The sequence below is a fragment of the Amycolatopsis sp. NPDC102522 genome (genome assembly GCF_055584485.1).
The window spans coordinates 81,133-99,144 of record NZ_JBVJLY010000023.1 but is presented as its reverse complement, the minus strand read 5'-3'; the positions used below and the strand labels follow the sequence as shown (position 1 = coordinate 99,144).

Below are 18,012 nucleotides of genomic sequence, written 5' to 3'. Positions count from 1 at the left end.
TACGGCGCGGCCGCGTCCAGTGGACTGGACGCGGCCGCGCCGACCCCCGCCCTATTTGTCAAAGCTGGCGAAGTAGCCGGCCGCCATGTCTTCATCGCCGTGCCCGGCTTCGGACGCGCGGGCGAAGCGGGCCTGCCCGGCCTCGACGGCGTCCATCCGGACACCCGCGCGGGCAGCGGCTTCGAGCACCAGCCGGGCGTCCTTCTCGGCGTTGTCGACCGAGAAGGCGGTGGTGTAGTCGTTCTTGAGGATCGCGGCGGATTTGGCCTGGAAGTAGCCGTTGTCCATCGGGCCGCCGGTGACGACGTCCACGAAGTGCCGCGGGTCGACACCGAGTCCTTCGGCCAGCGCCAGTGCCTCGCCGACGCCGTGGGTCAAAGCGATCACCCAGGTGTTCAGCACCAGCTTGAGCCGGCTCGCCGCGCCGGTGCGGCCGTCTTCGCCGACCCACAGCGTGCGCTTGCCGATCGCGTCGAACAGCGGCTGGACGGCCTCGCGCGCGTCGGACGCGCCCGCCGCCAGCACGATCAGCTGCCCCTGTTCGGCGGGCTGGCGGGTGCCTTGGACAGGCGCGTCGACGAAGACGAGGCCCTGCTCTTCGGCGTACGCGACCAGCTCGTCGACAGCCTCGCCGACGGTGCTGAGCTGCACCCAGATCGTGCCTGCGGAGGGGGCGGCCGCGCGGATCGCCGCCAGGACCGCCGGGCCGTCCGTGAGGACCGTGAACACGACCTGAGCGCCTGCGACGGCTTCCGCGGCGCTCGTCGCGACCCGGACACCGTCCCCGGCGAGGGCCTCGGCCTTGGCCGCGGTGCGGTTCCAGGCCCGGACCGCGAACCCGGCTTTGCTCAGGTTGCGGGCGACAGGGGCGCCGATGATTCCGGTGCCGAGCACCGCGACGGTTTCCGTCATGACTTGCCTTCGCTCCTTGCCGTCGTCTGTTTGCCGTCGTGAGTGGAATGCTCGTTAAAGAACGAGCACGAAGGAAAACCGCTCGAACGCGGGGTCCTGTTACGAAACCTGGAACATCAGAACGCCTCGATGGTGGTTTCGACGACTTGGGTGAGTGCCTGCCGGTCCGCGGTCTTGCCCAGCACCCGCAGGCCGTACATCGCGGCGAGGGTGAACCGCGCCAGCGCCCGCGGATCCCGGCCCGCGCCGATCTCGCCCGCCTGCCGGGCGGCGGCGAACTCGACGTGGAACGCGTTCTCCACCCGTTCGAAGTTGTGGCGGATGCGGGCGGTGACCTCGTCGTCGATGCCGCCGAGTTCCAGGGCGGCGTTGACGGCCAGGCAGCCGCGATGCGTGGCCGAGGTGTCCATCTCGTCGTGGACCACGTCCATCAGCACGCGGCGGATCCGCTCCCGGATGGTCCCCGGGGCGACCAGCATCTCCTCCACCCGGGTGGCGGACGTTTCCTCATAGCGGCGCAGCGCCTCCTTGAACAGCTGCTGCTTGCTCGAAAACGTGTTGTACAGGCTTCCCCTGCCCAGGCCGGTGCCGTCGACCAGGTCCTGGGCCGACGTCGCCGCGTATCCCTTGCGCCAGAACGTGCCGACCGCGGCGTCCAGCGCCTCGGTGGGATCGAATCCCTTGGGACGGGGCATGCCGCCAGCATCGCACGTTCTGTAATGATCAGTCAAATACCGGGTGTTCAATGCTCCGAAAGCAGGGAGCCGAACCCACGCACCCGGTCGGCGATGCCGTTGCGGCGCAGGGCGTGCCAGTACAGGACGACGTTGTTCGAGATGACCGGTTTGCCGAGCCAGAACTCGGCGGCCGCCGCGAGCCGCGCCATGGCGACGTTGGTGCCGACCTGGACGATGGCCTCGACGTCGGCGTTGTCGATCTCCTTGACCGCCTCCCGGAGCTCGGTCTCGGTGACGTGGGAGATCTTGGCCGGGCTCGGCATGCCGAGGCCCTGGAGGTTCAGCAGGTCGTAACCGCTGTCGTCGAAGAAGCGGCTCACCGAGTCGTCGCCGACCGGCAGGTACGGCGTGATGACCGCGATCCGGCGGGCACCGTGCGCCGCGAGCGCGGCGTTGATCGCGTCCGGGCTCATCGTCACCGGGCGGCCATCGGCGGCCTCCCGCATCGCGTCGAGGACGCTGCCGTGCGAATCCTTTCCCTCCCAATAGCTTTCCGGCGACACCCCGATGATCACGCAGTCGGGTTCGCAGCCGGTGACGCTCCGGATCGCCGGCCGCGTCGATCGCCGGATGCTGTGCATGACGTGGCCGAACCCGGGCTCGTCGACCATCGCGTCGTCGTCGATGACCATCCGGCCGGTGTGGTTGGTGACGCCGTCGGGACGCAGCGCGTCCAGTTCCGGCTGGGCCGAGGTGTTGGTGGACGGGACGACGACGCCGACCTTGAGGCGGGGACCGAGGGAGTCGGGCACTGGTGGTTCTCCTTAGCTCAGAGGGGTGCGAGCCGGGCACGGATCGCCGACACCAGTTCGGCGACCCCTTGTTCCTTGAGAACGCTGTAGTGATCGCCTTCGAGCGTGACCACTTCCGGCGGCGTGGCCGAGTACCCGGAGCTGTTCTCGACGAACGAGTAGTCATCGCCGTCGGCCTTGAACAGGGTCACTCGCGCCGCGATCCGCCGCCGCGCGAGTTCACGGAAGGTGTAGTCGAACTCGTAGGTCTCCTCGACGATCCGGACGATGCGCCGGACGAGCGGTTCGCCGAGGGCGGGCAGCAGCTTCGCCACGAAGGCCACGAATCCGTCTTCGTCGCGGACGGTCTCCTGGCAGGCCAGCGGTTCCGGCCCGGAGACCGACCCGAGGAAGACCGACAGCAGGATCGTCAGGTACGCCGGGTTCGTGTAGCTCGCCACGCGCTCCCCGCCGCCCTCGATCTCGGGGTTGCCCGGGCAGATCAGCAGCAGGTCGGCCACCCGCTGCCCTTCCTGCTCCAGCTGCCACGCCGTTTCGAACGCGACCCGCGCGCCGAACGAGTACCCCCACAGCGTGTACGGGCCCTCCGGCTGGACGCGCCGGATCTCGGCGACGTCGGCCTTCGCCATCTCCTCGACGGTGGCGTACGGCGTTTCGCCGTTGTTGATCCCGTGCGCCTGCACACCGTAGAAAGGCCGTGCCAGACCGCTTTCCGAAGCCAGCAGCCGCAGGTTCATCGGATAGCCGCCGAGTCCGGGCCAGCAGAACACCGGGTCGCCGCCACCTGCCGCCAAGGGCACCAGCCGCGACGACGGCGTGGCCGAGTCCTCGCCGATCCGGGCGGCCAGATCGGCCAGTTTCGGACACTCGAAGACGACCTGCAGCGGCAACCGGGTGCCGTACTCGCGGTTGATCCGGTTCACCAGGGAGACCGCGGTCAGCGAGTTGCCGCCGGCGGCGAAGAAGTCGTCCCGCGCCGAGACGTCGTCGTACTTCAGCGCCTTGCCCCACACCCCGGCCAGCCACCGCTCGTGGCTCGTCGAGGGTGCGGCGTACGGTGTGCCGCCGCTCGCCGAGCGGACGGCGTCGGCTGCCGCCAGCGCGTGCGCGTCGACCTTTCCGTTGGCGGTCAACGGTAGTTCGTCCAGCACCAGCACCCGGTTGGGGATCATGTAGTCGGGCAGCGTGGTCGCGAGTTCGTCACGGATGATCTCCGCCGGGCCCTTCATGTGTACGGCGTCTTCGCGCATCCCTTCGCTGCGCGCCTGCTCCGGACTCACCTTGCCGCCGACGAAGAAGTACGACGGCCCGGGCGCGATCCCCTGCCCGGCGAGGATGTCGTCGATCCGCCGGGCGGCGGGCAACGGGTTACCGCTCTTGGAGCTGTAGCCCGCGGACATGAAGCCGAACCCGGCACCGTTGCGCTGCAGGTGATGCAGTTTCGTGCCGAGACCGACGTACTCGAGCCACTCGTCGGCGGCCCGGCTGACCGCGGTGATGCCGAAGGCCGCGCGTCCGTACACCTGCTGGTTGATCGCGATCACGTGCTTGGACTCGATCAGTTTGCCGGAGACGCGCTCGAAATCCCCGTTCCGCCAGCGATAGGTGCCGGCGGGCAGTCCCTCGACCCGCCCCGGATGGGCTTGCACGAACAGCTCGATGTCATCCCTGCCCGGTTCTCCGTCGTTGACATGCAAGGAGAACGTGCCGAGATAGTGGTCTTCGGCGGCGGCACCGGCGCGCGCCGCCACCGCCGGGTCGAACCCCGACGGGCTGATCGTGAGGCCGTATCCGGGCAGGATGTCCTCGAACACGCCGACCATATGGCCCGCCTCGAACTCGAGGACCTCACGGATGTTGTTCTTGTAGACCGGTTCGATGGCCCCGGTGCGGCCGATGAAGTGCACCGAATGCCCGGCACCCGTGCTCGCGCCGATCAGGACCAGCGTGTGGTCGATCGGGTGGTAGTAGTAGATCCCGGCGCCGATGCCGTCGAGACCGCTGGTCTCCAGGTACAGCTGCGTCGCGTACAGCGCGCCCGGCGAGGCGTAGGAGTACTTCGGCAGCAGGCGTTCGTCGCTCTGGAACCGGCCGAACCAGCGCAGCAGCTCGCCCAGTTCGGCGAACGCGAGTTCGCCGGGTTCCCGGGAGTGCGTGCCGGCCGGGCCAGGGGCCAGGAGCGCGATGAGGTCGTCACGGGTGACCGCGCCGCCCTCGTAGTAGCGATAGGTCTTGCGAGCGAAGACTTCCCGCCGCTGCCTGCCGGGTTCCCGCTTGCCCTCCAGCGCGACGACGGGGCGGCCCGCGAGATCGGCGCGCACGCCCGGAGCCGAAAGCTGCGCTTTGACCTGCAGTTTGCTGGCCTTCGACTGGTGGTGCCCGCCGTGGTTGCCCTGATCCATCACCGCGGCTTCGCGCGGATTCAGCTCCACGCAGGCCACGAGCGCCTTCGACCCGGTCCGCGCGTCGTCGGTCACCACCGCCGCGGCACGGCGCACCCACGTGTGGTCCTCGATCGCCACCGCGATCTCGTCCAGTTCGACGCGGTAGCCGCGCAGCTTGACCTGGTTGTCGGCGCGGCCGACGAACTGGAGGGTGCCGTCGGGGTTCCAGTAGGCGAGATCCCCGGTGCGGTACAGCCGTTCGGTCGGCACGAACGGGTTCGGCACGAACTTCTCGCTCGTCCGCTCGGGCCGGTTCAGGTAGCCGCGGGCCAGCTGGACACCGCCGATGTACAGCTCGCCCGTCTCCCCGATGTCGACCGGGGCGAGCACGGCGTCGAGCACGAAGCACTGGGTGTTGTCGACGGGCACGCCGATCGAGACCGTCCCGGTGCCCTCGCCGATCGTGTCCGGGTCGACGACGTGGGCGGTCGCGTTGATCGTGCATTCGGTCGGCCCGTAGAGGTTGACCAGCCGCGCCGACGGCAGCTCACGGGCGAGTTCCCTGGCCAGCTGACGGGAAAGCGCCTCTCCGCCGGAGAACAGTTTCCGCACCGTCGTGCAGGTCGCGAAGCGTTCCGTGTCGAGCAAGGCCTGCAGCAGCGTCGGAACGCACTGCAGGGTGGTGACGTCGTTCGCGATCACCGCGTCGATCAGGGCTTCGGGGTCACGGAAGCTTCCCGGCGCGCTCATCACCACCCGGGCGCCCGCGGCGGGCGCCAGGATCTCCCATTGCGCGGCGTCGAAACTCATCGGCGTCTTCTGCAGCACCGTGACTCTCGCGTCCAGGTGACCGCAGGCCTGCAGCCAGCGCATCTGGGACACGACACTGTGGTGCTCGATCATCACGCCCTTCGGCTTGCCGGTGCTGCCGGAGGTGTAGATGACGTAGGCGAGCGAGTCCGGCCGGGGCCCGCGCGGGACCTCGCCGGTCGTGCCGCGGACGTCGGCCACCGACACGATCCGGGTCCCGGCGGGCACCAGCCCGGCGAGCCGTCCGGCGAGGTGCGGCTGTGTGACGACGACGCCGGTACCGCTGTCTTCGAGCATGTACCGCAGCCGGTCTTCCGGGTACTCCGGCGACAACGGCAGATAGGCGGCACCGGCGGCGAGAACGCCCCACGCGCCGACCATCAGGTCCACGGAAGGCTCGACGTAAAGGCCCACGGGATCGTTCGCCCCGATCCCCAGACCGGCGAGGTACGCGGCCAGCTCCACACTCACTTCTTCGAGTCCGCGAAAGGTCAATTCGCGGTCGTCGTCGACGACGGCGACCGCTTCCGGCCGCGTTCCTGCCCAATGCCCGAGCAGCTCCGGCAGGCAGGTACCGGACCGGACGTGATGAACCGACGTGACGTTATCGACAGACGCCATAATCTTTTCCCCTGGCAAAGCCATCCCCCGTTACGAATTCCGCGGCCGCGCGCCGTGTCGACGCGCCGCTCGTGAACCACGAAGCACAGGAGCGACCCGGGGGATCCCGAGATACGGGCCGGAACGAGAACAGCCCGAAAGTTCCCCGACCGGAATTTTCCTGACAAACGAGCGAGCCGGATTCCCTGGTGAGAACTCGTTTCCCAGCCACCGGTAAACGAAAGGGAAAACGAACCGCGCGCCCCGCCGATCATTCTTTTCCGCCCTTTGGTGCCGAGGTTCTCTGCGTGCGCGCCCGGATCCGCCACACTCGAACACATGATTCCCACTTTCGTCTTCGTGCACGGTTCGGGAAGTTCCGCCCACGCCTGGTCGGCCACCCAGCGGGAGATGGCGTCACGCGGGCATCGGACGCTCGCGCTCGATCTCCCCGGCCGGGGCGCGGGGTTCACGCGGGCCTACTACGAACAGGACCTCGAAACCTTCGCGGCCGAGCCGTCGGCCATGAGCGGCGTGACCGCGGACGCCTTGATCGGGCAGGTCGTCGACGCCGTCCAGCGGGTGCGCCACCACGGCCCGGTCGTCCTGGTCGCGCACAGCTTCGGCGGGCTCCCGGTCACCGCCGCCGCCAACGCGATCCCCGAACTGATCGACCGGCTCGTCTACATCGCCGCCCAGTGCCCGGTGGAGCGCCATCCCGGCGAGTACCCGGCGCTGCCCGCGTGGTCGTCGTCCGCGCTTTTCCCCGCGACGGCGCCGCTCTTGGTCGGCGACCCGACACACCAGGGCTTCATCCGGATCAACTGGCGCGGTGCCGACCGCGCGCAGCGGGCCGCATTGCGCGACGCCATCTCCGGTGAGCTCACCGAGGAGCAGTTCCTCCAGGTCGTCGTCACCAGCCAGCTCTACATCACCGAGGGCGACGCGCTCACCCCGGACAACCCGTTCGACGTCCGCGAGCTCGAAAGCAGTCACGCCGGGTTCTTCCGGCGGCCCGCCGCGCTGGCCGGGATCCTCGACGACCTCAGCGCGCGAGCAGGCGCCGGATCTCGGTGACGGCCGTCCGGCCCGCCCGGTTCGCGCCGACGGTGCTGGCGGACGGGCCGTAGCCGATCAGGTGCAGCCGTGGTTCGGCGACGACGCGGGTGCCGTCCATCCTGATCCCGCCGCCTGACGCGCGCAGGCGCAGCGGCGCCAGGTGGTCGATGGCGGCCCGGAAACCGGTGGCCCACAGGATGATGTCGGCGGGTTCGAAGGTGCCGTCCGCCCACACCACGCCGTCCGGGGTGATCCGCTCGAACATCGGGTGGCGGTCGAGGATTCCCGCGTCCAGCCCCGCCCGCACCTCGGGCGTCACCGCCAGGTCGGTCACGCTGACGACGCTTTCCGGCGGCAGGCCCTCGCGGACCCGCCTGTCGACCCTCGCGACGGCCTCGCGGCCCCAGTTCTCGCTGAACGGCTCGTCGCGCCAGACCGGCGGGCGCCGGGTCACCCAGCGCGTCGAGTGCGCGAAGGGCGCGATCTCCAGCAGCAGCTGCACGGCCGACGCGCCGCCACCGACCACGACCACGCGCTTGCCGCGGAAGTCCCCGACGCCGGTGTAGCCGGCGGTGTGCACCTGGCGGCCGCGGAAGGTCTCCTGCCCCGGGTAGTGCGGCCAGAACGGCCTGTCCCAGGTGCCTGTCGCGCTGATCACCGCGCGGGCGGCCCAGGTCTCCGCCGCGCTCGTCACAACCAGCCGATCTCCCACGGAGCTCACCGACAGGATGTCGACGGGGCGATGGACCGGAAGGTCGTAGGTGCGTTCGAAGCGGCCGAAGTACTCGGAGACGACGTCGGCGGCGGGCAGTTGCGGATCAGGGGTGCCGAAGGCCATCCCCGGGAGGTCGTAGATGCCGTGGACCTTCTCCACGAGCAGCGAAGGCCAGCGGTACTGCCACGCGCCGCCGGGCCGTTTCCCGTGGTCGAGCACGACGAAACCCGCCTCGTTGGCGAATCCCGCGCGGCGCAGGTGGTACGCCGCCGACAGACCGGCCTGGCCCGCCCCGATCACCGCCACGTCGACTTCGTGATCCGCCTTCATACCGGGTTCAACGGCTGGCGGAAGCCGCTATTTCGTCCGCTGCGTCACAGCCCGCACGATCGCGACGATCAGGAGGACCCCGGCGAGGGCCACCAGCATCGGCCCCGCCCGTTTGACCACGGATTCGCCCGCGTACTCCATCAGGTCGATGGCCTCGCCGTCGGCCACCGGCTTCACCGCTTTCAACGGCGGACGCTCCGGGGTTTCGGGCTTCTCGGGTTCGGGCGTGGTGGCGAGCTTGCCGGACAGGCAGTCCGCGAACGAGTCGAGGATCTTGCCGCCGACCTCGGAGATCATCCCGCGCCCGAACTGCGCCGGCTTACCGGTGACGGCCAGTTCCGTCGCGACGGCGCCGTGGGTGACGCCGTCCTTCTCGGACAGGGTGAGTGTCACCGTCGCCGATGCCGTACCCGCTCCCCTGGCGTCCTTGCCGGAAGCCTTGATCACCACCTTCTTCGCTTCGGCGTCCTTCTCGACGAAATGGCCGGATCCCTTGTAGAGCAGGGAGATCGGCCCGAGCTTGACCTTCACCGTGCCTTTGAAGGCGTCCCCGTCTACTTCGGTGACGGTGGCACCCGGCATGCACGGCGCCACCCGCTCCGGGTCGACGACGGCCTTCCAGACCTCGCCGACCGGGGCGGGAACGGTGAACGCGTGGTCGAGCCGCACGGGCCGACCTCCCTTCTCTCTAGGACCCTGCCGCGGCGAGAACCGCCCGGCCGGTCAGCACCCGCGCGAGGTGCTGCCGGTATTCGACATCGGAGTTGCCGTCGGCCGTCGGGTTCGTGCCCTCGGCCGCGTGTTCGGCGGCCCCGCGGATCGCGTCGGCGGTGGCCGCGCAGCCGACCAAAGCCGCCTCGACAGCCGCCGCCCGCACCGGTGTCGAACCCATGTTGGTGAGCGCGACCCGCGCCTCCTCGATGGTGCCCGCTTCGGTGCGGACGCAGGCCGCGACCGCGACCATCGACCACGCCTGCGCGACCCGGTTGAACTTCTCGTAGTGGGCGCGCCAGCCGGTGTGCTTCGGCACGCGGACCTCGACCAGGAGTTCGTCCGCGGCGAGCGCGGTGGTGAACATGTCCTGGAAGAAGTCCGCCGCGGCGACCGTCCGCCGCCCGCCCGGACCGGCGACGACGAGTTCGCAGCCGAGCGCGAGGACGGGAGCCAGCAGGTCACCGGCGGGATCGGCGTGCGCGATGGCGCCGCCGAACGTGCCGCGATGGCGGATCTGCGGATCGGCCACCGTGTCGGTGGCGGCCTTGAGCAGCGCGGCGTGCTCGGCGACCAGCACGTCCCGCTGGACGTCGTAATGCGTGGTCATCGAACCGATGACCAGCACGTCGCCGTCCTCGCGGACACCGCGCAGCTCGCCGACCTTCCCGAGGTCGACCAGCGTGGTCGGCGTGGCGAGCCGCATCCGCAGCACCGGCAGCAGGCTTTGCCCGCCCGCCAGCACCTTGGCGTCCTCGCCCGCTTCGGCGAGAGCGGCCACCGCTTCGTCCACTGTGGACGGAGCGACGTAGTCGAACGGGGCCGGGATCACTGGGCACCTCCGGTGGCGTCGATCGAACCGAGACCGCCACCGGCTTCGGAACCCAGCCCGCCCGCGGCGGCCGACCCGTACCGGATGGCGTGCCAGACCCGCATCGGGGTCAACGGCATTTCGATGTCGTTCACCCCGAAGTGCCGGACGGCGTCGATGACGGCGTTGACCACCGCCGGGGTCGAGGCGATCGTGCCCGCCTCGCCGACTCCCTTGGCGCCCAACGGGTTCGTCGTCGACGGTGTCTCGGTGCGGTCGGTGGTGAAGCTGGGCAGATCCGCCGCCGACGGCAGGAGGTAGTCGGCGAACGTCCCGGTGGTGAGCGTCCCGCCTTCGTCGTGGACGGCCTCCTCGAACAGCGCCTGCGCGATGCCCTGCGCGAGCCCGCCGTGCACCTGGCCTTCGACGATCAGCGGGTTGACGACCACGCCGACGTCGTCGACACAGACGTAGGAGCGCAACCGCACGCGCCCGGTCTCGGTGTCGACCTCGGCCGCGCACAGATGCGTGCCGTGCGGGAAGGAGAAGTTCTCCGGATCGAACGTGTCCGACGAATCCAGCGAGGGTTCGACGCCGTCCGGCAGGTTGTGCGCCGAGAACACGGCCCACGCGATGTCCTGGATGGACGTCGCGGAATCCGTGCCCTTGACCGAGAACTTGCCCGCCGAGAACTCGAGGTCGTCCTCGGCGCACTCCATCAGATGCGCCGCGATCGGCTTGGCCTTCGCGAGCACCTTGTCCGCCGCGTTGACCACCGCGATGCCGCCGACCACCAGCGACCGGGAGCCGTAGGTGTCCATCCCCTTGTGCGAGGACTGCGTGTCGCCGTGGATGACCTCGATGTCCTCGAACGGGACGCCGAGTTTGTCGGCGACGATCTGGCTCCACGCCGTCTCGTGGCCCTGACCGTGCGCGGAGGCGCCGGTGATCACCTCGATCTTGCCGGTGGGCAGCACCCGGATCTCCGCGTGCTCCCAGCCGCCCGCCGCGTAGTCCAGCGAGCCGAGCACCCGCGACGGCGCGAGACCGCACATCTCGGTGAACGTCGAGATGCCGATGCCGAGCTGGACCGGATCGCCCGAGTCCCGGCGCTCCTTCTGTTCGCGGCGGAGGCCGTCGTAGTCGAAGAGTTCCTTGGCCTTGCCGGTGGCGGCCTCGTAGTTGCCCGTGTCGTAGGTCAGCCCGGCCACCGTGGTGAACGGGAACTCCTCGTGCTTGATCCAGTTCTTCTCGCGCAGCTCCATCGGGTCCATGCCCAGTTCGACGGCGAGCTCGTCCATGATCCGCTCGATCCCGAACGTGGCCTCCGGCCGCCCGGCGCCGCGATAGGCGTCGGTGAGCGTGGTGGTGGTGAACACGTTGGTGCAGGCGAAGTGGTACGCCGGGAACTTGTAGATGGCGTTGAACATGAACGCGCCCAGGATGGGCACGCCGGGGCCGACGAGGCCGAGGTACGCGCCCATGTCGGCGAGCAGTTCGACCTTGAGGCCGGTCACCGTGCCGTCGCGGTTCGCGGTGATGGTGAGGTCCTGGATCTGGTCGCGGCCGTGGTGCGCGGCGACCATCGTCTCCGACCGGGACTCCGTCCACTTGACCGGTTTGCCGAGCCGCCGCGCGATCAGCGTCGACATCATCTCTTCGGGCAGGACGGCGATCTTGCCGCCGAATCCGCCGCCGACGTCCGGCGCGATCACCCGCACCTTGTGCTCGGGGAGGCCGAGCGTGGCCGCCGTCATCGTCTTGAGGATGTGCGGGACCTGGGTGGCCGACCACATGACCAGCTGGCTGCCTGTCGGGTCGACGACGCACGCGCGCGGTTCCATGAAAGCCGGCACCAGCCGCTGTTGGCGGAACCGCCGTTTGAGCACGATCCCCGACTTCTCTGCGTTCGAGATCGCGTCTTCGACGCTGGAACCCGTTCCCGCATCGGCGGAATCGAAGACCCAGACCGCGTTCTGGTTGGTGCCGAGCTCCTCGTGCACCAGGGGCGCACCCTCGGCGAGCGCGTTTTCGAGACCGAGGACGACCGGCAGTTCGTCGTAGTCGACGTCGATCGCTTCGAGCGCGTCATGCGCTTCGGCCGACGTCCGGGCGACGACCACCGCGACACCCTCACCGGCGAAGTTCACCGTGTCCGAAGCGAGGATGGGCCGCCTCGGCGACTTCATGTCCGGGGTGATCGGCCACGCGCACGGCATGCCGATGGCGCTTTCCGGGTCGAGGTCCTTCCCGGTGAACACCGCGACGACACCCGGCGCGGACTTGGCCTCGGTGACGTCGATCGAGACGATCTTGGCGTGCGCGAACGGGCTGCGGAGCACCGCGAGATGCAGCATCCCGGGCAGCGTCAGGTTGTCGGTCCAGCGGGTCCGGCCGGTGATGAGGCGCTCGTCCTCCTTGCGGCGGCGGGCCTTGCCGACCTCCGGTTCGATCGTGGAGGTCATCACTCACCACCCGCGCCGACACGGGAGGCGGTGTCCGAGGCGAGCCGCTCGGCTTCCGGACCGGCGCCGGGCCGCATCTGGTGGGCGGCGTCGCGGACCGCGCGGACGATGTTCTGGTACCCCGTGCAGCGGCACAGATTGCCTTCGAGTCCTTCTCGGACGGCCTTTTCGTCCGGATCGGGATTGTCGGCGAGCAGGTCGATCGACTGCATGATCATGCCGGGAGTGCAGAAACCGCACTGGAGCGCGTGATTCTCGTGGAAGGCCTTCTGCACCGGATGCAGTTCGCCGTCGCGGGCAAGTCCCTCGATCGTGGTGATCTCGCAGCCGTCGGCCTGTACCGCGAGGACCGAACAGGATTTCACGCTCTGCCCGTCGAGGTGGACGGTGCAGGCCCCGCAGTTGCTGGTGTCGCAACCGACCACGGTGCCTACCTTCCCGACCTGTTCGCGCAAGTGGTGCACGAGCAGGGTTCGGGGTTCGACGTCGTCTGTGTAGCTGGTGCCGTCGACGGTGACGGTGATGCGCATCAGGCCTCCAAAAGCAAAGAGAAACCCCGCGCTGGTCCGGGGTCGTTCGGGAGCGGCCGGTCATTGCAGTTGTCACGGACCGACCCCGGAGCGACCGTGATCGGACTCACAGCCGAGCGTGCTACTTCTGATCGACGGGGACAACCCCCACCAGGGGGTGACTCAGGTATGGGTCCGCAGGTGCGTTTCCAGAGAAGGTAAAGGGGCGCAGATGCGGAGAATGGGCGAGTGTCCATTCGGTACAGCGGGTCGTGAGTGGTAAGTGTCGTTCTAACGGCACTTACCACTCACGAGGCCAAACGGCGTTCGCGCCCGTGATCACGGTGGCGACCCGATCCCCCGGGAGATCGTGCACGGTCAGCGCGGCGAGGCCGGCGGCACCGGCGGGTTCCGGTAGGACGCCGAGGGTTTCCGCGCCCAGCCGCATGGCCGCGCGCAGATCGTCGTCGCCGACCAGCACGAAGTCGTCGACCAGCGACCGCAGCCGCCGCACGGATTCCGCTTCCGGGGACCGGATCGTGATGCCGGCGGCGAACGAGTTGACTCGATCGACGGTGATCGGCTCGCCCGCCCGCCAGCTCTTCACCATCGCCGGCGCGGACTCGGCCCCGACGCCGACGATCCGGATGTCCGGCGAATGCGCTTTGAGCCAGAGCGCGACACCGGCGATCAGCGCGCCGTCACCGACCGGGAGCACGACCGTGTCGATCCCGCTCTCGCGCGCCAGTTCCAGGCCGATCGTGCCCGCGCCTTCGGAGATCGCGGGCTCCCTGCCGTCGACCACGAAGACGCGATCCGGGGCTTCGGCGGCGAAGGCGGCCGCGGCGTCCTTCGCCTCGCCGTCGACCCGGCGCACCCGCGCCCCCAGCGCCTTCATCCGCCGCAGTTTGACCGGCGAGATGTCGGCGGGGACGAACACTTCGGCCCGCAAACCGCGTTTCCGGGCGGCGAACGCGAGAGCCTGTCCGAAGTTGCCGCTGGTCCCGCACACCATGGTGGTGCCCGGCTCCAGTCCGGCGGCGAAGTAGTCCGCGCCGCGGCCTTTGAAGCTGCGCAACGGATTCAGCGTCTCGACCTTCACCAGCACCGGCCGGCCGAGCCGTTCGTTCAGCTGTTCGTCGCTGTACTGCGGGGAGTTCAGGAAAAGGGGATCGATCACCTTCGCCGCCTCGGCGACGTGGTCCAGCTGCAGGTCGGTCATGAAGCCCAAGCTAGAGCGGAAGACGATCACACCGATTGTAAATTTTCCCGCCCGCGTGCAAAAATCTTGCGTGCCTCTGGACGAGATCGACCATCTGCTGCTCGGCCTCGTCCAGGCCGACGCGGCCCGCCCGCTGCACGACCTGGGGGACGCCGTCGGCCTCTCCCCGAGCGCGGTCCAGCGGCGGCTGACCCGGCTGCGCGCCGAGGGCGTGATCCGCGCGCAGGTCGCCGTGCTCGATCCGGAGGCGTTGAGCGCCGCGATGACGTCGGTCATCCTGGTCGCGCTGACCGACGACGACCTGAAGCACCACACGGCGTTCCGCGAGCGCATGCTGGCCGAACCCCGCGTCCAGCACTGCTACAGCATCGTCGGACAGTGGGACTACGTCGTCGTCCTGCTCACCGCGGATCTCAAGACGAGCCGGTACCTGTCCAGGGACCTGTTCGACGAGCACGTCAAACGGTTCGAGACCCTGCCCGCCTTCGAGGTGGTCAAGTCCAGCCAGGCCGTCCCGGTGCCCGGTGTCAGCCGTGGATCCGGCCGGTGAGTTCCGCGAGCCGCGACCCCGAACCGCTCCACCGCAGCGCGATGATCTCCGCCGCGATCGACACCGCTGTCTCCTCCGGCGTCCGCGCGCCGAGATCGAGGCCGATCGGCGACGACAGCCGTTCCAGCTTCGCCTCGCTGACCCCGGCCTCACGCAGCCGCGAGAACCGGTCGTCGTGGGTCTTGCGTGAACCCATCGCGCCGACGTAGCCGACGTCGAGCCGCAACGCGACCTCCAGCAGCGGCACGTCGAACTTCGGGTCGTGGGTGAGCACGGCGATCGCGGTCCGGCCGTCGATCCGGCCCGCGTCGGCTTCGGCCTTGAGATAGCGATGCGGCCAGTCGACGACGACCTCGTGCGCGTCGGGGAAGCGGCTCTTCGTCGCGAACACGGGCCGCGCGTCGCAGACCGTGACCTGGTAGCCGAGGTACGCGCCCATCTTCGCCATCGCTGCCGCGAAGTCGATCGCGCCGAAGACCAGCAGGCGCGCGGGCGGCTCGAAGGAGTTGACGAAGACCGTCATCCCCTCGCCGCGGCGCTGCCCGTCCGGCCCGTAGTGCAGGGTGCCGGTGCGGCCGCCGACGAGCATGCCGCGCGCGTCGTCGACGACGGCGTCGTCCATCCGGGACGATCCGAGCGAACCGGCGACCCGGTCCGGCCAGACGATCAGATGCTCGCCGACCAGGCCTTCCCGCTCGTGCTCGATCACCGTGGCCACGGCGACCGGCTGTCCACTGTGGACCGATTCGACGACGTCGCCGAGCTCCGGCATCGAGTCGCGATCGACGTGCTGGACATAGATGTCGATGATCCCGCCGCAGGTCAGCCCGACGGCGAACGCGTCGTCGTCGCTGACGCCGTAGCGCTGCAGCACGGGGGCCCGCTCGGAGACGACCTGCTGCGCGAGTTCGTAGACGGCGCCTTCGACGCAGCCGCCGGAGACGCTGCCGGTGACCGTGCCGTCCGGGGCGACGAGCATCGCCGCGCCGGGGCTGCGCGGTGCCGACGAGAACGTCGCCACCACCGTGCCGACCCCCACGGTCTCGCCTGCCGCCCAGCGGCGGTGCAGTTCGTCCAGTACGTCACGCATCGGCGATCTCCACCAGCAGTCGTTCCAATGTGGCCATGCTGTGCCCGGCGAGCAGCCGATCGAGGTACGGGAGCGCGGCCACGATGCCGGACTGCACGGGAGCGTAACCTGCCCGCCCCGCGTGCGGATTAACCCAGAATACGACGTGCGCGAGCCGCCGCAGCCTGGCGAGCTGCTCGCCGAGCAGGCCGGGGTCGCCCCGCTCCCAGCCGTCGGAGAACACGGTGACCACGGATCGCCTGGCCACGCCGCGTTGTCCCCAGCGGTCGAGGAAGGCCCGCAGGGTCTCGCCGAGCCGCGTCCCGCCCGCGAAATCGGGGACCGCGGCGGCCGCGGCGAGCATCGCGTGCTCGGGGTCGCGCAGCCGGAGCTGGCGGGACACCCTGGTGAGCCGGGTGCCCAGGGTGAACACCTCGACGCGGCCGGGAGCGTGCCGGGCGACGACGTGCGCGAACCGCAGCAGGGCGTCGGCGTACGGCCCCATCGAGCCGGAGACGTCGATCAGGAAGACGAGACGACGGGGTTTGGTGCCTTTTCGCCGATACGCCAGGCGCACGGGCTCGCCGCCGCCCGCCAGCATCGCCCGGAGCGTGCGCGATGGATCGAGCGTGCCCCGCCTGGCCACGCGACGACGCGACGACGACCGCGGTGGGAGGGCCGGGCGCAGCTTCGCGAGCAGTTCCCGAAGGTGAGCGCGTTCGGCGACGCTCAGTTCGGCGAGGTCACGCTGTCGCAGGATCTCGTCCTCGCTCGCCGCCACGCGGAGCTGATCGGGCTCCGCTCCGGACTCGCCCTGGCTCGGCGCTTGGGCGAGCGAGGCGATCTTCGCGCGCTTCGGGGGCGTCTCCCGCCCTCGCCGTCGTGGTCCGACCTTCTTTTCGGTGAACCAGGCGTCGAACGCGGCGTCGTAGCGCGGGAGGTCGTCGGGGTCGGCGCACAGCGTCAGCCGCCCGGCCCAGTACAGCTGCTCGGGATCGGCCAGATCGACCTCGCCCACGGCCGCGAGGTACGCCTGGACCCGGTGCGCGTCGCACGGCAAACCGGCTTCGCGCAGTGCCTCCGCGAAGCCGACGAACCCGGCCAATGGATCGCTCACTCCTTCATTATGTGCCTCGCCGGGCGAAGACCGGGGTCTTCTCGCGCAGCGGGCCGACGCCGCCGAGGAACGCCGCGATGGCGGTGAGCTGCGGAAAGCGGTCGGAAATCCGCAGCGGCAGCGGGATGGTCCGCGCGGTCAGCGTGCCGTCCAGGGCGGGCTCGATGAGCATCTTGTGCTCCCCCAGTTGCTGCTTCTGGGCGAGCGAGACCGCCACGGACCGCCGCCGCTGCACGCGGGCGAGATCCCGCGCGGTCAGCGTGCCGCGCAGCAGCGGGGCGGCGAGGATCCGCGCGGCCGCCACGGCGTCCTGCACCGCGATGTTGACGCCCATCCCGCCGACCGGCGACATCGCGTGCGCGGCGTCGCCGATGCAGAGCACCCTGCCGGAGTACCAGTGCGGGAGCTTGGACATCCGGACCTTCAGCAGCTTGACGTCGTCCCAGCCGCCGATCTCGTTCAGCTGCTCGTCGGTCCAGCCGAACAGGCCGCCGATCCGCTCCCGGAACTTCTCGATCCCCTCGGCCCGGCGCTCGGCGTCCTGCCCCTTCCTGATCAGATACGAGGTCTGGAAGTAGTCGCCGCGGTCCATGGTCACGCCGGCGAGCCCGTTCGCGAAACAGCCGAACACCTGGGCTTCCTTGCCGGTGTCTTCGCGTTTGGGCACCCGGACCCACCAGACGTCCATCGGCACGTCGTAGTCCGTCGAAACGAGGCCCGCTTCGGCCCGGATGAGTGAATCCCGGCCGTCGCAGCCGACCACGAGCGACGCGGCCAGTTCCCGCTCGGCACCGTCGGAATCGCGATAGCGCACGCCGCCGCCCTCGCGCAGGCCGGTCACCTCCGCCCCCATCTTCAAGGTGAACGTCGGTTCGCCGGCCGCGGCTTCGGCGAGCAGGTTCAGGAAGTCCCACTGCGGGACCATCGCGATGTACTTGTGCGGCCCGGGAATCCGGCTGAAGTCGGCGGCGACGATCGTCGTGCCGCCGATCACCATCCGCATCTTCTCCAGCCTTCGCGACGGCAGTTCCGCGAACCGTTCGCCGAGCCCGAGGTCGTCGAGCAGCATCAGCGTCGGGGGATGCACCGTGTCGCCGCGGAAATCGCGGAAGAAGTCCTTGTGCTTTTCGAGAACGGTGACTTCGACCCCGGCCCGCGCCAACAGGAGCCCCAGCACCATCCCCGCCGGACCGCCCCCCACCACACAACACTGTGTCCGTTCCATAGTCGAGTTGTAGCGCGCTCGCCGAGCCGTCGCC

General features: G+C 69.7%; 14 protein-coding genes and 1 pseudogene. 2 read left to right on the top strand and 13 right to left on the bottom strand.

Annotated features, from left to right (window positions below):
• Positions 1-51: 51 nt before the first annotated feature.
• The 4 genes and pseudogenes from ACZ6YV_RS36115 to ACZ6YV_RS36100 form a co-directional block, all read right to left on the bottom strand.
• Positions 52-927, bottom strand: a pseudogene (locus tag ACZ6YV_RS36115) (NAD(P)-dependent oxidoreductase); the annotation flags it as partial.
• A gap of 101 nt (positions 928-1,028) precedes the next feature.
• A complete protein-coding gene (locus ACZ6YV_RS36110) occupies positions 1,029-1,607 on the bottom strand; it encodes a TetR/AcrR family transcriptional regulator (protein ID WP_378242991.1) in 579 nt (192 codons plus the stop codon).
• Between the two features lie 47 nt (positions 1,608-1,654).
• On the bottom strand, positions 1,655-2,401 hold the full coding sequence (locus tag ACZ6YV_RS36105; RefSeq protein WP_465513880.1) for a maleate cis-trans isomerase family protein: 747 nt from the start codon (positions 2,399-2,401) through the stop codon (positions 1,655-1,657).
• Positions 2,402-2,418: 17 nt separating this feature from the next.
• Complete coding sequence (locus ACZ6YV_RS36100; RefSeq protein ID WP_465513879.1) at positions 2,419-6,216, bottom strand: non-ribosomal peptide synthetase family protein; 3,798 nt, start codon at positions 6,214-6,216, stop codon at positions 2,419-2,421.
• Between the two features lie 318 nt (positions 6,217-6,534).
• On the opposite strand from ACZ6YV_RS36100, the gene ACZ6YV_RS36095 reads away from it, so the two are divergent.
• On the top strand, positions 6,535-7,272 hold the full coding sequence (locus ACZ6YV_RS36095; protein WP_465513878.1) for an alpha/beta hydrolase: 738 nt from the start codon (positions 6,535-6,537) through the stop codon (positions 7,270-7,272).
• On the opposite strand, the gene ACZ6YV_RS36090 is transcribed toward ACZ6YV_RS36095, so the two are convergent.
• The 6 genes from ACZ6YV_RS36090 to ACZ6YV_RS36065 all read right to left on the bottom strand — a co-directional run bounded on the left by ACZ6YV_RS36090 (position 7,241) and on the right by ACZ6YV_RS36065 (position 14,017).
• Positions 7,241-8,299, bottom strand: coding sequence for an NAD(P)-binding domain-containing protein (locus tag ACZ6YV_RS36090; protein WP_465513877.1), 1,059 nt, complete (start codon positions 8,297-8,299; stop codon positions 7,241-7,243). The genes ACZ6YV_RS36095 and ACZ6YV_RS36090 overlap by 32 nt on opposite strands.
• A 27-nt stretch (positions 8,300-8,326) precedes the next feature.
• Positions 8,327-8,968 carry an SRPBCC family protein gene (locus ACZ6YV_RS36085; protein WP_465513876.1) on the bottom strand — a complete coding sequence of 214 codons (642 nt, stop codon included), beginning with the start codon at positions 8,966-8,968 and terminating at the stop codon, positions 8,327-8,329.
• A gap of 19 nt (positions 8,969-8,987) precedes the next feature.
• Positions 8,988-9,842 carry an FAD binding domain-containing protein gene (locus ACZ6YV_RS36080; RefSeq protein ID WP_465513875.1) on the bottom strand — a complete coding sequence of 285 codons (855 nt, stop codon included), beginning with the start codon at positions 9,840-9,842 and terminating at the stop codon, positions 8,988-8,990.
• Complete coding sequence (locus tag ACZ6YV_RS36075) at positions 9,839-12,286, bottom strand: xanthine dehydrogenase family protein molybdopterin-binding subunit (RefSeq protein ID WP_465513874.1); 2,448 nt, start codon at positions 12,284-12,286, stop codon at positions 9,839-9,841. Before ACZ6YV_RS36075 ends, ACZ6YV_RS36080 begins: the two co-directional genes overlap by 4 nt.
• Complete coding sequence (locus ACZ6YV_RS36070) at positions 12,286-12,816, bottom strand: (2Fe-2S)-binding protein (protein WP_465513873.1); 531 nt, start codon at positions 12,814-12,816, stop codon at positions 12,286-12,288. Before ACZ6YV_RS36070 ends, ACZ6YV_RS36075 begins: the two co-directional genes overlap by 1 nt.
• 280 nt (positions 12,817-13,096) lie before the next feature.
• A complete protein-coding gene (locus tag ACZ6YV_RS36065) occupies positions 13,097-14,017 on the bottom strand; it encodes a threonine ammonia-lyase (protein ID WP_465513872.1) in 921 nt (306 codons plus the stop codon).
• Positions 14,018-14,087: 70 nt separating this feature from the next.
• Here ACZ6YV_RS36065 and ACZ6YV_RS36060 point away from each other — a divergent pair, with 70 nt between their 5' ends.
• Positions 14,088-14,567 carry an Lrp/AsnC family transcriptional regulator gene (locus tag ACZ6YV_RS36060; protein WP_465513871.1) on the top strand — a complete coding sequence of 160 codons (480 nt, stop codon included), beginning with the start codon at positions 14,088-14,090 and terminating at the stop codon, positions 14,565-14,567.
• Here ACZ6YV_RS36060 and ACZ6YV_RS36055 read toward each other — a convergent pair.
• Genes ACZ6YV_RS36055 through ACZ6YV_RS36045 form a run of 3 tightly spaced genes read right to left on the bottom strand, consistent with a single transcriptional unit; the run spans position 14,545 to position 17,978 of the window.
• Entirely contained in the window at positions 14,545-15,657 is a 1,113-nt protein-coding gene (locus tag ACZ6YV_RS36055) for an XdhC family protein (protein WP_465513870.1), read from the bottom strand. The genes ACZ6YV_RS36060 and ACZ6YV_RS36055 overlap by 23 nt on opposite strands.
• Entirely contained in the window at positions 15,650-16,753 is a 1,104-nt protein-coding gene (locus tag ACZ6YV_RS36050; RefSeq protein ID WP_465513869.1) for a vWA domain-containing protein, read from the bottom strand. Before ACZ6YV_RS36050 ends, ACZ6YV_RS36055 begins: the two co-directional genes overlap by 8 nt.
• A gap of 7 nt (positions 16,754-16,760) precedes the next feature.
• Positions 16,761-17,978 (bottom strand): FAD-dependent oxidoreductase, encoded by a 1,218-nt coding sequence (locus ACZ6YV_RS36045; protein WP_465513868.1) that lies wholly within the window; start codon positions 17,976-17,978, stop codon positions 16,761-16,763.
• Between the last annotated feature and the right edge of the window lie 34 nt (positions 17,979-18,012).